The 14,140-nt window shown below is 56.9% G+C and carries 13 protein-coding genes; 11 read left to right on the top strand and 2 right to left on the bottom strand.

What is annotated here, in order from left to right; genetic code table 11:
- Positions 1–8 precede the first annotated feature (8 nt).
- Complete coding sequence (locus tag PVA19_RS12895; RefSeq protein WP_274102790.1) at positions 9–1,109, bottom strand: Gfo/Idh/MocA family protein; 1,101 nt, start codon at positions 1,107–1,109, stop codon at positions 9–11.
- A gap of 37 nt (positions 1,110–1,146) precedes the next feature.
- Positions 1,147–2,346 carry an ROK family transcriptional regulator gene (locus PVA19_RS12900; RefSeq protein WP_062442432.1) on the bottom strand — a complete coding sequence of 400 codons (1,200 nt, stop codon included), beginning with the start codon at positions 2,344–2,346 and terminating at the stop codon, positions 1,147–1,149.
- Positions 2,347–2,550: 204 nt separating this feature from the next.
- Here PVA19_RS12900 and PVA19_RS12905 point away from each other — a divergent pair, with 204 nt between their 5' ends.
- From PVA19_RS12905 to PVA19_RS12955, 11 genes are all read left to right on the top strand, one after another.
- Entirely contained in the window at positions 2,551–3,852 is a 1,302-nt protein-coding gene (locus tag PVA19_RS12905) for an ABC transporter substrate-binding protein (protein WP_274102791.1), read from the top strand.
- Positions 3,853–3,937: 85 nt separating this feature from the next.
- Positions 3,938–4,861, top strand: coding sequence for a carbohydrate ABC transporter permease (locus PVA19_RS12910; protein ID WP_274102943.1), 924 nt, complete (start codon positions 3,938–3,940; stop codon positions 4,859–4,861).
- A complete protein-coding gene (locus PVA19_RS12915) occupies positions 4,854–5,702 on the top strand; it encodes a carbohydrate ABC transporter permease (RefSeq protein ID WP_113225737.1) in 849 nt (282 codons plus the stop codon). The genes PVA19_RS12910 and PVA19_RS12915 overlap by 8 nt, the downstream gene beginning before the upstream one ends.
- Positions 5,703–5,714: 12 nt before the next feature.
- Positions 5,715–6,788, top strand: coding sequence for an ABC transporter ATP-binding protein (locus PVA19_RS12920; protein ID WP_274102792.1), 1,074 nt, complete (start codon positions 5,715–5,717; stop codon positions 6,786–6,788).
- A 405-nt stretch (positions 6,789–7,193) separates the two neighbouring features.
- On the top strand, positions 7,194–7,925 hold the full coding sequence (locus tag PVA19_RS12925; RefSeq protein WP_274102793.1) for a helix-turn-helix transcriptional regulator: 732 nt from the start codon (positions 7,194–7,196) through the stop codon (positions 7,923–7,925).
- Between the two features lie 428 nt (positions 7,926–8,353).
- Positions 8,354–8,734: a hypothetical protein gene (locus tag PVA19_RS12930; protein WP_144622247.1), complete on the top strand. Its 381-nt coding sequence runs from the start codon at positions 8,354–8,356 to the stop codon at positions 8,732–8,734.
- Positions 8,735–8,951: 217 nt separating this feature from the next.
- Complete coding sequence (locus PVA19_RS12935; protein WP_274102794.1) at positions 8,952–10,742, top strand: methyl-accepting chemotaxis protein; 1,791 nt, start codon at positions 8,952–8,954, stop codon at positions 10,740–10,742.
- Positions 10,743–11,043: 301 nt separating this feature from the next.
- On the top strand, positions 11,044–12,366 hold the full coding sequence (locus PVA19_RS12940; RefSeq protein WP_274102796.1) for a solute carrier family 23 protein: 1,323 nt from the start codon (positions 11,044–11,046) through the stop codon (positions 12,364–12,366).
- The gene (locus PVA19_RS12945; protein WP_274102798.1) at positions 12,356–12,586 is read left to right on the top strand and encodes a hypothetical protein; all 231 of its coding nucleotides are present in this window, start codon (positions 12,356–12,358) and stop codon (positions 12,584–12,586) included. The genes PVA19_RS12940 and PVA19_RS12945 overlap by 11 nt, the downstream gene beginning before the upstream one ends.
- 70 nt (positions 12,587–12,656) lie before the next feature.
- Positions 12,657–13,190, top strand: coding sequence for an aldehyde dehydrogenase iron-sulfur subunit PaoA (paoA, locus tag PVA19_RS12950; protein ID WP_274102799.1), 534 nt, complete (start codon positions 12,657–12,659; stop codon positions 13,188–13,190).
- Positions 13,187–14,137, top strand: a complete 951-nt coding sequence (locus tag PVA19_RS12955) for an FAD binding domain-containing protein (protein WP_274102800.1) — start codon at positions 13,187–13,189, stop codon at positions 14,135–14,137. The genes paoA and PVA19_RS12955 overlap by 4 nt, the downstream gene beginning before the upstream one ends.
- The last annotated feature ends 3 nt before the right edge of the window (positions 14,138–14,140 follow it).

A 14,140-nucleotide genomic window follows, 5' to 3' on the forward strand; every position in this document is an offset into this window, starting at 1 on the left:
CCTCAGAATTATTGACCGATCCGGCCGTCGACAAGTGACTCGGCCAGCGGGGCCGGGCGGTCGACGACGGTGGTGATGGAAACGGTTGTGCCCGTGTCCGATGCTGTTTGAAACGCTTCCATGACTTCAAGAACGTGCAGCGCCAGATCGCCATTGGCTCGGTGCTGGCGATTAGAGCGGATAGCATGGGCCATGTCCGCGACGCCGATCGATCGGTAGTTGCCATCCGCGTAGGGCGACGACAGTTCCTGGATTTCGAACTCGCCCCCTTTTTTCAGAAGCTGGACCTCGCCACCAAAGTGGTTGGGATCGGGTACCAGCAGGGTCCCTTCCGTGCCGTAGAGTTCGAGCGGGACATGCTTGTGTCCAGCCACGTCAAAACTCATGCCGACCTGAACGATCGCGCCGTTCTGAAATGCAAGCGCGCCTGCGACATGGGTCGCCACATGGACCGGGATTTTCTCGCCGTTGCGAGGCTCGCTGGTGATCAGGCGCTCGCTACGTGGCGAAAAGGCAAAGCCTGCCACTTTGGCGACGGGTCCAAAGAGGTTGACGAGGTCGGTAATGTAATAGGGTCCCATGTCCAGCATCGGTCCGCCGCCGACTTCGTAGTAGAAGGCGGGGTTAGGGTGCCAGCGTTCGTGTCCCGGGCACATGAATGTCGCCGTTCCGCCGACTGGCGTCCCAAGAACGCCTTGATCGATGAGGGTCCGCGCGGTTTGATGACCGCCGCCTAGGAACGTGTCCGGTGCCGCACCAATGCGTAGCTTCTTCGCTTTCGCCGCTTCCGCAAGCCGTTTGCCCTCGGCAAAGTTAATCCCAAGCGGTTTTTCGGAATAGGTGTGCTTGCCGGCGTCCAGTGCCCTCAAGCCCACCTCGACATGCGCTTTGGGAATCGTCAGGTTGACGATGATCTCGATCTCCGGATCCTCCAGCAAATCGTCGACGCTTCGCGCGGCGACGTTAAATTCCTCGGCCTTTGCTTTGGCCATCTCCGCATTCATATCCGCGACACCCTTGATGTCGAGGATCGGGAAGGATGCCATCGCCTTCAAGTAAGCGCCCGAGATATTGCCGCATCCGATGATGCCGATGCCGACCTTTTGCATATTCTACTCTCCCATCATGCTTGCGCCCGCTCACTCCTCAGAGAGCTGGGCCTGTGGTGTTCCAAGGCGATTCGTAAAGTTCGTAGAGCGCGACAGCCGCAGCACCCTGTGCCCAGAGCTCATCGCTGGAGTTGTCGAAGACCAGTTCCGCCACGCCTTGTAGGGATGGCGGCACGGAAATCTCGTAGGCGCTCCTGATGCTGTCGATGAACGGTGCGCCGAGATCGAGGCTGGAGCCAACGAAGATGACGCGCGGCGGAGCAAACAGGGTCACGATATTGGCGAGCGTCAGACCTATTGCGGCACCCGCCCGTTGGGCAGCGGCGATGAGATCATTGTCCTGCGCCAGCACCAGCGCTTGGGCATGTTGAATGCCCCGGCCAAGCCGAATTGCTTCGGCGAAACGTCCGTCAGCGGGCCGTGACGCAAGGATTGCATTTTCGCCGGCCTGGCTCGCCAGCCGGACTGTGCCTTCGGGGCTCGCGACAAGCACGAGATCACCAAGATTGTGGCTGAGACCACCGGCGCCGCGGAAGAGGTCGTTTCTATGCAGCACGCCTAAGCCCAGCGTCTGCTCCAGCGAGATCAGCACCATATCCTCAAGATCGCGCGCCTTGCCGAACCAGTGGTGGCCAAGTGTCACCGCATGCGCATCGCTTTCGATAATTGTGGGCGTTCCAAAGCGCGCCGTCATCTCGCCCGCAAAATCGATGTTGACTTCGCGTAGCACTGGGCTGGAGCGGATCTTGCCGGTGCGGTGTTCAATCACTCCTGGCAGACCGAGACAGACCCGGTCGACATCTTCGAGTGAGAGCCCTGCATCGACGACACATCGGCGCACACCGTCTTCGATCAGATCTGCAATGACGCCGATCGGCTGGCGATCGATCCGAATTGGCAGCGAGAGAGACGACAGGACATTACCGCAGAAATCGGTAACGACGAAGACCATACGGTTGGCCGCGATTTTGGCCCCAACCACCCTGGCAGCATCCGGATTGAGTTCCAGCATGACGCGGGGACGGCCGCGAGCGCCCTCCGTTCGTATATCGCCCAGATGGCGCGACAGAATGAGGCCGTCATCCAGTAACGATGCCGTTATCGCGGAGACTGTGGTCGTCGAAAGCTGCGTCCTTTCACTGATCTCCACCCGCGAAATGGGGCCGTGACGACGGATCGTGTCGAGGACGTTCAAGCGATTGATTGCACGCATCAGTTCGGGGTCGGCAGTCTTCATGGGTCCAGTCGCAACGAGCTTGAGCAGAGCAATTCAGGATGTCCGATTAATATCGGATCACGGATTAAATAGCCCGAATATGCGTCGCCATGTCAAGCTGCGTTGCGGAAAATAGTAGTTACGCCTTGACAGTTAGTGGATTCTTATATGAATTAATTCGGATTGGGGAATAAATGTGAGGAAGTCCCCGGGAGGATCATCATCATGACGTTTATGCACGCGGGCGCAAGCCTGGGCGGCAAGCTGATCACGCTTGCCTCCACCACAGCTATTACATTCATGCTCGGCGCAGCAAGCGCTTCTGCCGCAACTGTCATCAAGTGGATGCACGTCGAACTCGATCCGAAATCCGTCGCAGTGTGGGAAGAGATTGCCAAGGATTACGAGACGAAACACCCCGATGTCGACATTCAGCTGCAGTTTCTGGAAAACGAAGCCTTCAAGGCCAAGCTTCCCACCCTTTTGCAGTCGAATGACGTTCCTGATTTCTTTTACAGCTGGGGCGGCGGCGTGCTTGAGGAGCAATCGAAAACCGGTGCTCTGAAGGACCTGACCGAAGTCTTCGATGCCGACGGCGGCAAGATCAGAAATGCCTATAACCCGGCTGCCATTGATGGCTTGTCCTTCGACGGCAAAGTGTGGGCTGTGCCTTACCGCGTCAGCCTCGTCAGCTTCTTCTACAACAAGCAGCTGTTTTCCAAGGCCGGCGTCAAGGCGGAAGACATCAAGACGTGGGACGATCTTGGCGCCGCGGTAAAGAAGATCAAGGACGCCGGGATTGTGCCGATTGCCGGTGGTGGCGGGGAGAAGTGGCCGATCCATTTCTACTGGAGCTATCTCGTCATGCGCAATGGAGGCCAAGCGGTCTTCGATGCCGCAAGCAAGGGCGAGGGCGAAGGCTTCATGGACCCGACGATCATCAAGGCTGGCGAGCAGCTTGCAGAATTCGGTAAACTCGAACCGTTCCAGCCAGGCTATCTCGGCGCCACCTGGCCGCAGGCGCTCGGTGTTTTTGGCGACGGCAAAGCGGCGATGATCCTTGGTTTCGACAATACCGAAGCCAACCAGCGCAAGAATGCAGGTGACGGCAAGGGTCTTTCCTCCGACAATCTCGGTCGCTTCGCTTTTCCGATGGTCGAGGGCGGTGCGGGTAAAGCCACTGACACGCTTGGCGGCCTGAACGGATGGGCGGTGACGAAGAATGCTTCGAAGGAAGCAATCGATTTCGCCACCTTCCTTACCAATGCCGACAACGAGAAGAAGCTCGCGGCAGCCGGCATGATCTTACCCGTCGCAGTCGGTGCGAGTGAAGCGGTGAAAGATCCGCTGATGGCCGATTCTGCCAAGCAACTTGCCGCGTCCACGTGGCATCAGAACTTCTTCGACCAGACGCTCGGTGCCGCTGTTGGCCGTGTCGTCAACGACATCTCCGTCGAAATCGTCTCGGGTCAAATGACGCCTGAAGAGGGCGCGCAGCAGATCCAGGATGCTTTCGAGCTTCGCTGATCCCGCCTGAACGATGGGTGCCGCCTGGCGCGGCGCCCATCGCCATTGCGTGAATACGAAAGCGGATAAGATGACCAATATTTCCATGAACGCTGCGCCCGCGCTGACAAGCCCGGTCGTAAAATCGAAGCGGAAGCAAAGCTCCGTTGCGCATGACCGCGCGCTGACTTTGTTGATTTTCCTGCCCCCGGCGCTGTTGTTGTTCACCCTCTTCGTGATCCTGCCGATGGGGGAGGCGGCCTGGTACAGCCTCTACCGTTGGAACGGCTACGGCACGCCGAGCGAGTTTATCGGGCTCAAGAATTTTCAGGTCCTGTTTGGCAATGCTGCGTTCTCTCAGGCGCTGATCAACAATGCGCTGATCATCGTCATTTCGATCTGCATACAGATCCCGCTGGCAATCTGGCTTGCGACGATGTTGGCCCATCGCATTCCAGGCGTTGTGGCGTTTCGTCTCGTCTTCTTCCTGCCCTATGTTCTGGCAGATGTCGCAGCCGGCCTTATCTGGCGCTTTGTCTATGACGGCGACTACGGTCTCTTTGCCGCCATTTCGAACTTCTTCGGGTTCGCCAATCCCTATGTGCTGGCGGATAAGGATGTTGCGATCTACGCCGTACTTGCCGTCATCGTCTGGAAGTATTTTGGTTTCCACATGATGTTGTTCATTGCCGGCCTGCAGTCGGTGGACAAGAACGTCCTGGAGGCGGCCGAGATCGATGGGGCTACCGGCTGGCAGAAGTTTCGCTACGTGACGCTGCCGATGCTCGGCTCGACGGTCCGGCTTTCGATCTTCTTTGCCGTGATCGGCTCATTGCAGCTCTTCGACATGATCATGCCGCTGACGGGCGGTGGTCCATCCAATTCCACCCAGACCATGGTGACGTTCCTTTACACATACGGCGTCATGCGCATGCAGGTCGGGCTTGGAAGCGCTGTCGGGGTGGTGCTGTTCATCATCTGCGTCACGCTTGCCTTCGGTTACAAAAGGATTTTCATGCGCCATGACTGACACATCCACATCCGTTCGCGTCAGCGTCCAGACGAGGATCTACCTCTATGTGTCGCTGACCCTGATTGCCGCCATAGTACTGATACCGCTGCTAACGACGGCGCTTGGAGGCTTCAAGACGCTTGGCGATCTGCGCGTCAATCCTTTCGGTCTGCCAACCGAGTGGCAGTGGGCAAACTATGGCGATATCCTCTTTGGAAAACGCTACTGGCTGCAGATTTTCAACTCGCTTGTCATCGCCGTTCTCACCGTTTTCCTGACGCTCGTCGTCTCGGCGATGGCGGCCTTCACCTTCGCGCATGTCAAGTTTTTCGGGTCCAACTTTCTGCTCAATTATTTCCTGTTGGGACTGATGTTTCCGGCTGCGACTGCAATTCTTCCGCTCTTCATTCGCATCCGCGATCTGGGGCTGTTGGATACCTATTGGGGCGTAGTACTGCCGCAGGTGGCCTTTGGCCTCGGAATGAGCATCCTGCTCTTCCGTAACTATTTCAAGAATTTGCCGGACGAACTTTTTCAGGCAGCCTTCGTCGATGGCTGCGGCTACCTGAAATTTTTCTGGCATATCTCCATGCCGCTTTCGCGGCCGATCATCGCAACAGTCGGGATCGTCTCCTTCGTCGGCAGCTGGAACAGCTACATCCTGCCGCTCATCATGCTCAATTCCGAATCCAAATACCCGTGGCCGCTCGGCATCATGGTCTATCGCGGTGAGTTCGGTACCGAGTGGCAGCTGGTGCTGGCCTTCATCACCATGACGATCCTGCCGACCATCATCGTGTTCTTCTTAGCGCAAAAACACATCATCGCGGGCCTGACGGCCGGCGCCGTCAAGTCCTGAGGGGAGAAGACAATGGCATCTGTAGAACTGAAAGGTATTCGCAAATCCTACGGCTCGCTTGGCGTCATTCACGGAATTTCACTGGAGATCTCCGATGGCGAATTCATTGCGCTCGTTGGTCCTTCCGGATGCGGCAAGTCCACGCTGCTGCGCATGATTGCCGGGCTTGAGGAAATTACCGATGGCGACGTCCTGATTGGCGGCAAGATCGTCAACGAGATGACGCCGAGGGAGCGCAACATCGCCATGGTGTTTCAGTCCTATGCACTTTATCCGCATATGACGGTCGCCGAAAATATGGGTTTCAATCTGAAGATCGCCGGTCAGCCAAAAGCGGTGATCGAGGAGCGCGTCACCGAGGCCGCGCGAATGCTGGACCTTGCCAACTTGCTGGATCGCAAACCCTCGCAGCTTTCCGGCGGTCAGCGCCAGCGCGTGGCGATGGGGCGCGCTGTCGTGCGCAACCCGGCGGTCTTTCTTTTCGACGAACCGTTGTCCAACCTTGACGCGAAGCTGCGCGTGCAGATGCGCAGCGAAATCAAAACGCTGCACCAGAAGGTCGGCACGACGTCGATTTATGTGACGCATGATCAGATCGAAGCCATGACGCTCGCAGACCGCGTCGTCGTCCTCAATCAGGGGCGCATCGAGCAGCAGGGAACGCCGCTCGAGCTTTACAAGAAGCCCGCCAATCTCTTTGTCGCCGCCTTCATTGGCTCCCCTGCCATGAACCTGATCGAATGTATCGTCGATGGCGAGGACGGCGCGCCGGCAGCGCGACTGGATGACGGCACGGCCATTCGCATTGCAAGCGATCGTAACGTCAAGCGCGGGCAATCGGTGACGATCGGGCTGCGCCCCGAGCACTTTGCCATGGGCGGCGAAGGCGACGTCATGGTCTCCGGCAAGACATTGCTGGTCGAACCGACGGGTGCGCAGACCCACGTGGTTTTCGATCTCGCCGGACATCAGGTGACGGCGGTGGTCGATGGCGAACAACTGGTAAGAACGAATTCGATGTTTGCGGCCAATATCAATCACGAACGGGTTCATGTTTTTGACAGGGCAAGTGGGTTGGCTCTTTGAAGCAGTCCTGAGGACCGTAGCGATCTTTCAGAGTGCAAGGGCTTTGAGGGGATCGACGTGACCATTTTAAGCAAAAATGTAAATGCTGGTGCTCCCACGATTGCATCGATGCCTGCAGAAAGTTCAAGGGGAGCAATGACGCTGTGACCCACCCTGTCAGCGGCACGCCGATCGCCACTGCGATTGGGAGATGCCCTTGGCTCCCACCGCACTGGTTATATAAAGCAGTGCAAAAGCTCGCAACGGTGTCGTCATGAGTATCGTATTGAAATCGTGCCGTCATTTATCGGTTGAGACGGCACCCACTGCTGTGCATAGTCGGCCTGATCACCTGTAGAGTGAGGTGACCGATTTACGTCTATTTGATTTTGGTCTCGAAATTTGGGATCAAAGCCGGAGCGCCTTATGCCCTTCTCTCGAACGCTTGCCCTGACATTGTCGTTCGACGAGGCCGTTGACCTGAGCTCTCTACCGGTGCGTAGGCATTTGCCCTACCACCCATTTGTTGAGCGGCTCCGACAAGCCGTGCCCTTCGATTTCTTTGCAGTGTCCGGTTTGGATCTTGATGGCTATCGATTTGGAACCGGTCATTCCATCGACACGGACGTGCCTCCTGCATATTTGGACGCATATTATGGTGACGGGTTGCTGGCCATAGACCCATTCGTCAAGGCTTCTTCAACGGCGGCGCGTGTTGTCATCGAAGAAGAGATCTATGCGGAAAATCCGCCGCCTCCGCGCGTCCTTTATCTTGCGCAAAGCTTTGGCGTGTTCAACCGCACCCTCTTTCCGATCAGGCGCGGCGCGAAGGTGTTTGGAGCCGTCACCTTCTCCCGCGCGACCCCATTCACCACCGAGGAAATTGAGTTTTTACAGGAAATTGTTGGCACTCTTCATAGTATTATCACAAGGCCGATCATGGAGAGGTTTGCGGCTCAGGAGATGAAGCTGACGGACGGTGAGCTTGATTGCCTAAGATGGGCAAGTCGCGGCAAGACCAGTGAAGAGATCGCTGAAGTATGTCTCTTCACGACGGATACGGTGAATAGTTACATCAAGGCGGCAACCCGTAAACTTAGCGCCAAGAACCGCAGTCATGCGATCGCTGAGGCGATCCGACGTGGTCTCATAGAGTGAGATCTCCTATTTCCATCCTTTAAAATTGTAAAATTCGTGCCGATGTCGCATAATGAGTGCTTGAAAATTTAGACTATAGTTCAAATTGCGTGTGTATTGCTCTATTAGCGAGCAAATGATTTGTGGCGAATATTCGAATTAACATTTTTTTCATCTTTCACCCCTAAATTTGGAATCGTACGAAGGGGCTGGAGTTACGCCCGCCCCGAGAGGTAACCATCTGCTTTAGCTGCAACTCCGCGCTCTTTTTGCTCATCGCCCGGATCGCGCTTCACAGAGCTGCGATGGATCGAGGCCGGTTACTTCGTCGCATTCAAGGGGCTCTAATCTAGGGGCCTGCAGCGGCATGAAGCCGAGCCGTGTCGGGGGGTGTCATGCGGTGTGTTCATGTTCGATGCCATGTAATGTCTCTTCTCTGGGTGATCGTCATGTTGACGATTTCTGGATGCGCCGTCGTCTTCGGCGGTGAGGCGCTCGACACCCTTATCAGGGCAAATGACGGCTACCATATCGATGAGCTATTTCTGGCTCTAAACCTTGCGGGCGTGCTCGCCCTTGGCTCGTCATTGTTGTTGGTCGCCGATTTTTCGAATGGTGCACGTCGGCCAGACTGCCATCAAGCGAAACCCCACTGGTTACAGTTCCACGATGCCCTTACGAGCTTGTCGATCCGTCAGGTGCTTCATCTCTTCTTGATGGGCATTCCGCTCACGTTCTCGTTGGGGCAAGACCGATTGGCAACCTTCCGCCTATGCGCTGCCTCTGCCAGTAAAACCGGGCCTCCTCAACGTGGCACGTTGACGGCTTGAAGAACGTGCTCCGAATAAAGTCGGAAGCAAACTGAGCAACCAATCGCAAAACGTTTGAGAGACAGGGTCTTATACTGTCATCGACAGCGCGTGCCGCCTTGGGCAGACCACGGGCCAGCATCTGCGCACGCATACCCCGAATTTTCAGACAAGTAATAACACCAGAGCATAGGAGGCTTCACGCCTTGCTCTGACAACCGCTAGAAGGCACGACAGCATGTTCGGTTACTCCAACACCACCCATATGCAGACCAATTCCTTGGATCATATCACGGCGAACATCATGATCGCCGATGCCGGTCTCAACATTCGCTACATGAACAAGGCCGTGCAGGAGCTTCTGAAAGAAGCTGAGACCGACCTGAAAAAAGAATTGCCGCGGTTTGATTTCGAAAAGCTCATCGGCAGCAATATCGACATTTTTCACAAGAATCCCTCCCACCAGCGCAACATGCTGGCTCAGCTTCAAGGCCAGCATCGGGCGACGATCTGGGTTGGACATCGTGCCTTCGATCTGATCGTGACGCCATTGCGCGCGAACGGAAAGATCACTGGCTTTGCTGTCGAATGGGCGAATGCCAAAGAGCGGCTCCAAAACATGGACTACACGGCGCAAATGGAGGCCGTTAGTCGCTCCCAGGCGATTATCGAGTTTTCCACCAACGGCGAAATCGTGACCGCCAATGAGAACTTTCTGAACGCACTCGGTTACCGATTGGACGAGATCAAGGGTCGTAACCACAAAATGTTGGTGGAGCCGACCTATGCTCAGTCCCCCGAATATTCGGAATTCTGGGCGGCGCTGCGTCGAGGCGAGGTTCAATCCGCCGAATTTACGCGCTACGGCAAGAACGGCAAGCTGGTCGTGATCAATGCCGCCTATAATCCGATTCTTGATGCCAAGGGCAAGGTGGTCAAGGTGGTCAAATTCGCTACCGATGTCACGCAGCGCGTGCACGCCGTCAACACCATTGGTGCAGCGCTGACAAAACTGGCACAAGGCGACCTTTCCTTCAGCATTGATGAACCCTTCGCACCCGACTTCGAGGAATTGCGGCGCACGATGAACGACGCGCTCAGCCAGATGCGCAATACATTGAGCGCCGTCGCCCATTCAACAGACCAGATCGACATGGGCACGCGCGAAATCAGCCAAAGCGCGGAAGACCTCTCCCGTCGTACCGAGCAGCAGGCCGCGTCACTCGAGGAGACGGCTGCGGCACTGGACGAAATTACAGTCAATGTGAATAACGCTTCACGGCGTGCAGATGACGCGAGACAGGCTGCGATCACGGCCAGTAACAATGCCACGCGGTCCGGCCACGTGGTTGCGGATGCGGTGGCTGCCATGTCGCGCATCGAAAGCTCCTCCAACCAGATATCGAACATCATCGGTGTGATTGACGAAATCGCATTCCAGACGAACCTCCTCGCACTCAATGCCGGCGTCGAGGCAGCCCGCGCAGGTGAAGCTGGCAAGGGATTTGCGGTGGTTGCACAGGAAGTCCGTGAACTTGCACAACGGTCCGCTCAAGCTGCCAAGGAGATCAAGGGCCTGATCCGAAATTCCAGCGAAGAGGTGAGCACCGGCGTCAAGCTTGTCAGCGAGACGGGAGAGTCCTTGCGAACAATCCACGAGAACATCACGTCGGTGAACCAGCATATGGAAGCGATCGCAAGCTCCGCAAAAGAGCAGGCCGTCGGACTTTCTGAAGTCAATTCCGCCGTCAATCAGATGGATCAGGTAACGCAGCAGAATGCCGCGATGGTGGAGGAGACGAACGCCGCGGGTGCGACGCTTGCGCAAGAAACCGCCCGCCTTCGTGGTCTTGTTGAGGGCTTCCAACTCGGGAATCGTCCCGCGGCAAGAAACCAGAAGACGGTCGCTCTCGCAACGACCTCCGATCGACCAGTGTCTTCCCCCGCTCGCAATATGGTGACGAAATTGGCGAGCGCTGTTGGAGGACATGGCAAGGCGGTAGCGGAAGGGGGCTGGGACGAGTTCTAAGTGGCTGATCGGCGCTCGGGTCGCGATGGAGTAGAATTCTGCAGCAGGGACGGTAAAGACGCATTCGAGTATCGTCCTTGCACCGACCCACCTTATGATCGACCTTTCGCCTTCGAGTGAGCGGTGGGAAATGACGCATTATCAATGACAGGCGACGTTAATCGCGCTACCCCGAAAGAGATAAACCGTCGACGATTCGATATCGCTCGACAGGCGCAACTCACCAAAATACGCGTTTTTCGCGGCTATGCTTGGCACTTGCGCGTGCCGACCGACAGCCGCGAGTGTCGGGGGGACATTGATGAGCAATATAGGTAGCTACTTTCCTCGCTGGCGGGTGAAGACGGAAGGCCGGATCATGCCCGACGAGCGACTGCCAGCCGGACAAACCGCGGTGCTTGGCCTGCAGCATGTGGTAGCAATGTTTGGCTCCACGGTGCTCGCGCCACTGATCATGGGTTTCGATCCCAATGTCTCCATCTTGTTTTCTGGCATATCGACGCTGATCTTTTTCATCGCCGTCGGTGGTCGCGTGCCGAGCTATCTCGGTTCGTCTTTTGCCTTTATCGGCCCGGTCCTGGTGGCCACAGGTGCGGCTGCAGGCGCTGCGAGCCCAAATATCGCCTTGGCGCTCGGCGGCATCATTGCCGCGGGAGTGCTCTACGCGCTCATCGGCGTCATCGTGATGGTCGCTGGCCACAACTGGATCGAAAAGCTTATGCCGCCGGTGCTGACCGGCGCAATCGTTGCAGCGATCGGTCTAGTGCTTGCGCCGATCGCGATCGCAAGCGCTTCAGGCACAGGCCCAGGTAATCCCGATGGCGACCAGATCTCACGTTGGATTGCGATCCTGACTATTACATCGGTTGGTGCGATCGCAGTCTACGCGCCTGGAATGGCGCGGCGCTTGCCCATTCTGCTCGGCGGCGCGATCGCTTATCTCGTCTACCTTGTGGTCGCAAATGGCTTAGGCCTCGGCAAGCCGATCGACTTCTCAGGCTTTGCGGCGGCGTCCTGGTTCGGCATGCCTAGCTTCACGACGCCGGTCTTCTCCGCTTCAGCCATTGCGCTGATTGCTCCTGTCGTGGTCATTCTGGTAGCCGAGAACCTCGGGCACATCAAGGCAATCGGCGCGATGACCGGACGTGATCTCGACGCCTATCTCGGCCGTGCCTTTATCGGTGACGGCATTGCGACGATCTTCTCCGGCGCTTTTGGTGGCACTGGCATGACGACCTATGCCGAAAACATGGGTGTGATGGCGATCACCCGCATCTTTTCGACGCTCGTTTTCGTTGTCGCGGCATTCGTCGCCATCATCCTCGGTTTTTCGCCGAAATTTGGCGCGCTCATCCAAACCATACCAGGGCCGGTGATTGGTGGCCTCTCTGTCGTTGTGTTCGGTCTGATCGCAGCGACAGCGGGTCGGATCTGGGTGGAGAATAAAGTGGACTTTTCCGAGCCGCGAAACCTTATCACCGTTGGTGTTGCGCTGGTTCTGGGTGCTGGCAATTTCAAGCTTAACGTCGGAGGCTTTACGCTGGACGGTATTGGCACGGCGACAATCGGAGCGATCGCCTTTTATCACCTGCTTGGCCGGGGGAGGCCACGCCATGGCAAGTGATGCCTGGGCTTCCTGGGGGAGACGCCTTCTGTACCTACTTGGACAAAAGCATTCAACACGTAACGCGCCTTCGCGCATCGTGTTGATCTTGAACGCTGTCGCCGGCCGCCAGCAGATGAAGCTCGAAAACGACATGCAACGGCTTGCGGAAAAAAACCTCGGTAAGCTGTCACTAAAGAGCAGGTACTTTAGCAAAACGATGCCGAGATTGGAACTTTAACGTCGACAATGGCTTGTCCCTTTGGCTGCACCGATTGCGGTGGGAGGCGCAACTTTGTTGTGCCGCAGACATGAAGGATAGAGCCTTGCACAGCACAACTGAAGTATCGTTCGAGGTCAACGGTAAAGCGGAAAGCTTGACACTCGATAACCGTACCACCCTCCTTGACGCTCTACGGGAGCACCTGCATCTCACCGGAACCAAAAAGGGATGCGACCATGGCCAGTGCGGTGCATGCACTGTCATGGTCAATGGTCGTCGCATCAACGCCTGTCTGACGCTTGCGATCATGCATGAAGGTGATGAAATTACCACCATCGAAGGTCTTGGTGAGCCGGACAATCTGCACCCCATGCAGGCGGCGTTCATCAAGCACGATGGTTTCCAGTGTGGCTACTGCACGCCGGGGCAGATCTGTTCCGCCGTCGCCGTTCTGGAAGAAATAAAGGCGAATATTCCTAGCCATGTAACAGGTGATCTGACAAAGCCTGCCACGCTCTCTCCCTCAGAAGTACGCGAGCGCATGAGCGGAAATCTCTGTCGGTGCGGCGCCTACTCCAACATTCTCGAGGCCATTGAAGATGTTGCGGGAGTAAGCGCATGAGAGAGTTTTCCTACGAGCGAGCCACGTCGATCAAAAGCGCAGCGGAGGCTGCTGCTCAGCATGACGAAGCCAAGTTTATCGCCGGTGGCACCAATCTCCTGGACTTGATGAAGCTTGAAATCGAGCGGCCATCCCACCTTATCGACGTCAATGGGCTCGGCCTCGATCAAGTAGAGGCAACATCCGAGGGTGACTTGAGAATCGGTGCTCTCGTCAGAAACACCGATCTGGCTGCGGATGAAACGGTGCGCCGCGACTATCCACTCCTGTCACGCGCACTTGTAGCCGGTGCCTCTGGCCAGCTAAGAAACAAGGCGACGACGGCAGGCAATCTTCTGCAGCGCACGCGCTGTCCCTACTTCTACGATCCCAACCAGGCGTGCAACAAGCGACAGCCGGGCAGTGGCTGTTCCGCCATCGGAGGATACACCCGCCAGCTTGGCGTGATCGGAGTGAGCGAAGCCTGCATCGCCACGCATCCGAGCGACATGTCTGTTGCGCTGCGCGCTCTGGACGCAAAGGTCGAGACGGTTGCAGCGGATGGAACTGAGCGCTCGATACCGCTTGGAGAGTTCTATCGACTGCCCGGCGACACCCCGCACATCGAAACGGAACTTCGCCCAGGCGAACTGATCACCGGCGTTGTCTTGCCGAAGCCTGAGGGCGGTAAGCAAATCTATCGCAAGGTGCGCGACCGCGCGTCCTACGCTTTCGCGCTCGTATCGGTCGCGGCTGTCATCAAGGCCGATGGCTCTGGAAAAGTTGCTGTTGGCGGTGTGGCTCACAAGCCATGGCGCGTCGAAGAGGCTGAAAGTGAACTGCCAAATGGTGCGCGGGCCATGTCCGCTGCACTGATGGAGGGCGCACGTCCGACGAATGAGAATGCATTCAAAATTGACCTCGTCGAAAGAACAATCGGCGCAGTTCTTGAAGAGGCGAGGGTTTAAGCG

Source organism: Agrobacterium sp. CNPSo 3708 (assembly GCF_028674915.1).
GTDB lineage: Bacteria > Pseudomonadota > Alphaproteobacteria > Rhizobiales > Rhizobiaceae > Agrobacterium > Agrobacterium cavarae.

What these genes read in the sequence shown, in the direction of transcription:
- PVA19_RS12925 (WP_274102793.1), top strand. Translation starts at nt 7,194, where the DNA reads ATGCCCTTCTCTCGAACGCTTGCCCTGACATTGTCGTTCGACGAGGCC.
- PVA19_RS12945 (WP_274102798.1), top strand. Translation starts at nt 12,356, where the DNA reads ATGGCAAGTGATGCCTGGGCTTCCTGGGGGAGACGCCTTCTGTACCTA.
- PVA19_RS12900 (WP_062442432.1), bottom strand. Translation starts at nt 2,346, where the DNA reads ATGAAGACTGCCGACCCCGAACTGATGCGTGCAATCAATCGCTTGAAC.
- PVA19_RS12940 (WP_274102796.1), top strand. Translation starts at nt 11,044, where the DNA reads ATGAGCAATATAGGTAGCTACTTTCCTCGCTGGCGGGTGAAGACGGAA.
- PVA19_RS12930 (WP_144622247.1), top strand. Translation starts at nt 8,354, where the DNA reads ATGTTGACGATTTCTGGATGCGCCGTCGTCTTCGGCGGTGAGGCGCTC.
- paoA (WP_274102799.1), top strand. Translation starts at nt 12,657, where the DNA reads ATGAAGGATAGAGCCTTGCACAGCACAACTGAAGTATCGTTCGAGGTC.
- PVA19_RS12920 (WP_274102792.1), top strand. Translation starts at nt 5,715, where the DNA reads ATGGCATCTGTAGAACTGAAAGGTATTCGCAAATCCTACGGCTCGCTT.
- PVA19_RS12910 (WP_274102943.1), top strand. Translation starts at nt 3,938, where the DNA reads ATGAACGCTGCGCCCGCGCTGACAAGCCCGGTCGTAAAATCGAAGCGG.
- PVA19_RS12935 (WP_274102794.1), top strand. Translation starts at nt 8,952, where the DNA reads ATGTTCGGTTACTCCAACACCACCCATATGCAGACCAATTCCTTGGAT.
- PVA19_RS12955 (WP_274102800.1), top strand. Translation starts at nt 13,187, where the DNA reads ATGAGAGAGTTTTCCTACGAGCGAGCCACGTCGATCAAAAGCGCAGCG.
- PVA19_RS12895 (WP_274102790.1), bottom strand. Translation starts at nt 1,109, where the DNA reads ATGCAAAAGGTCGGCATCGGCATCATCGGATGCGGCAATATCTCGGGC.
- PVA19_RS12915 (WP_113225737.1), top strand. Translation starts at nt 4,854, where the DNA reads ATGACTGACACATCCACATCCGTTCGCGTCAGCGTCCAGACGAGGATC.
- PVA19_RS12905 (WP_274102791.1), top strand. Translation starts at nt 2,551, where the DNA reads ATGACGTTTATGCACGCGGGCGCAAGCCTGGGCGGCAAGCTGATCACG.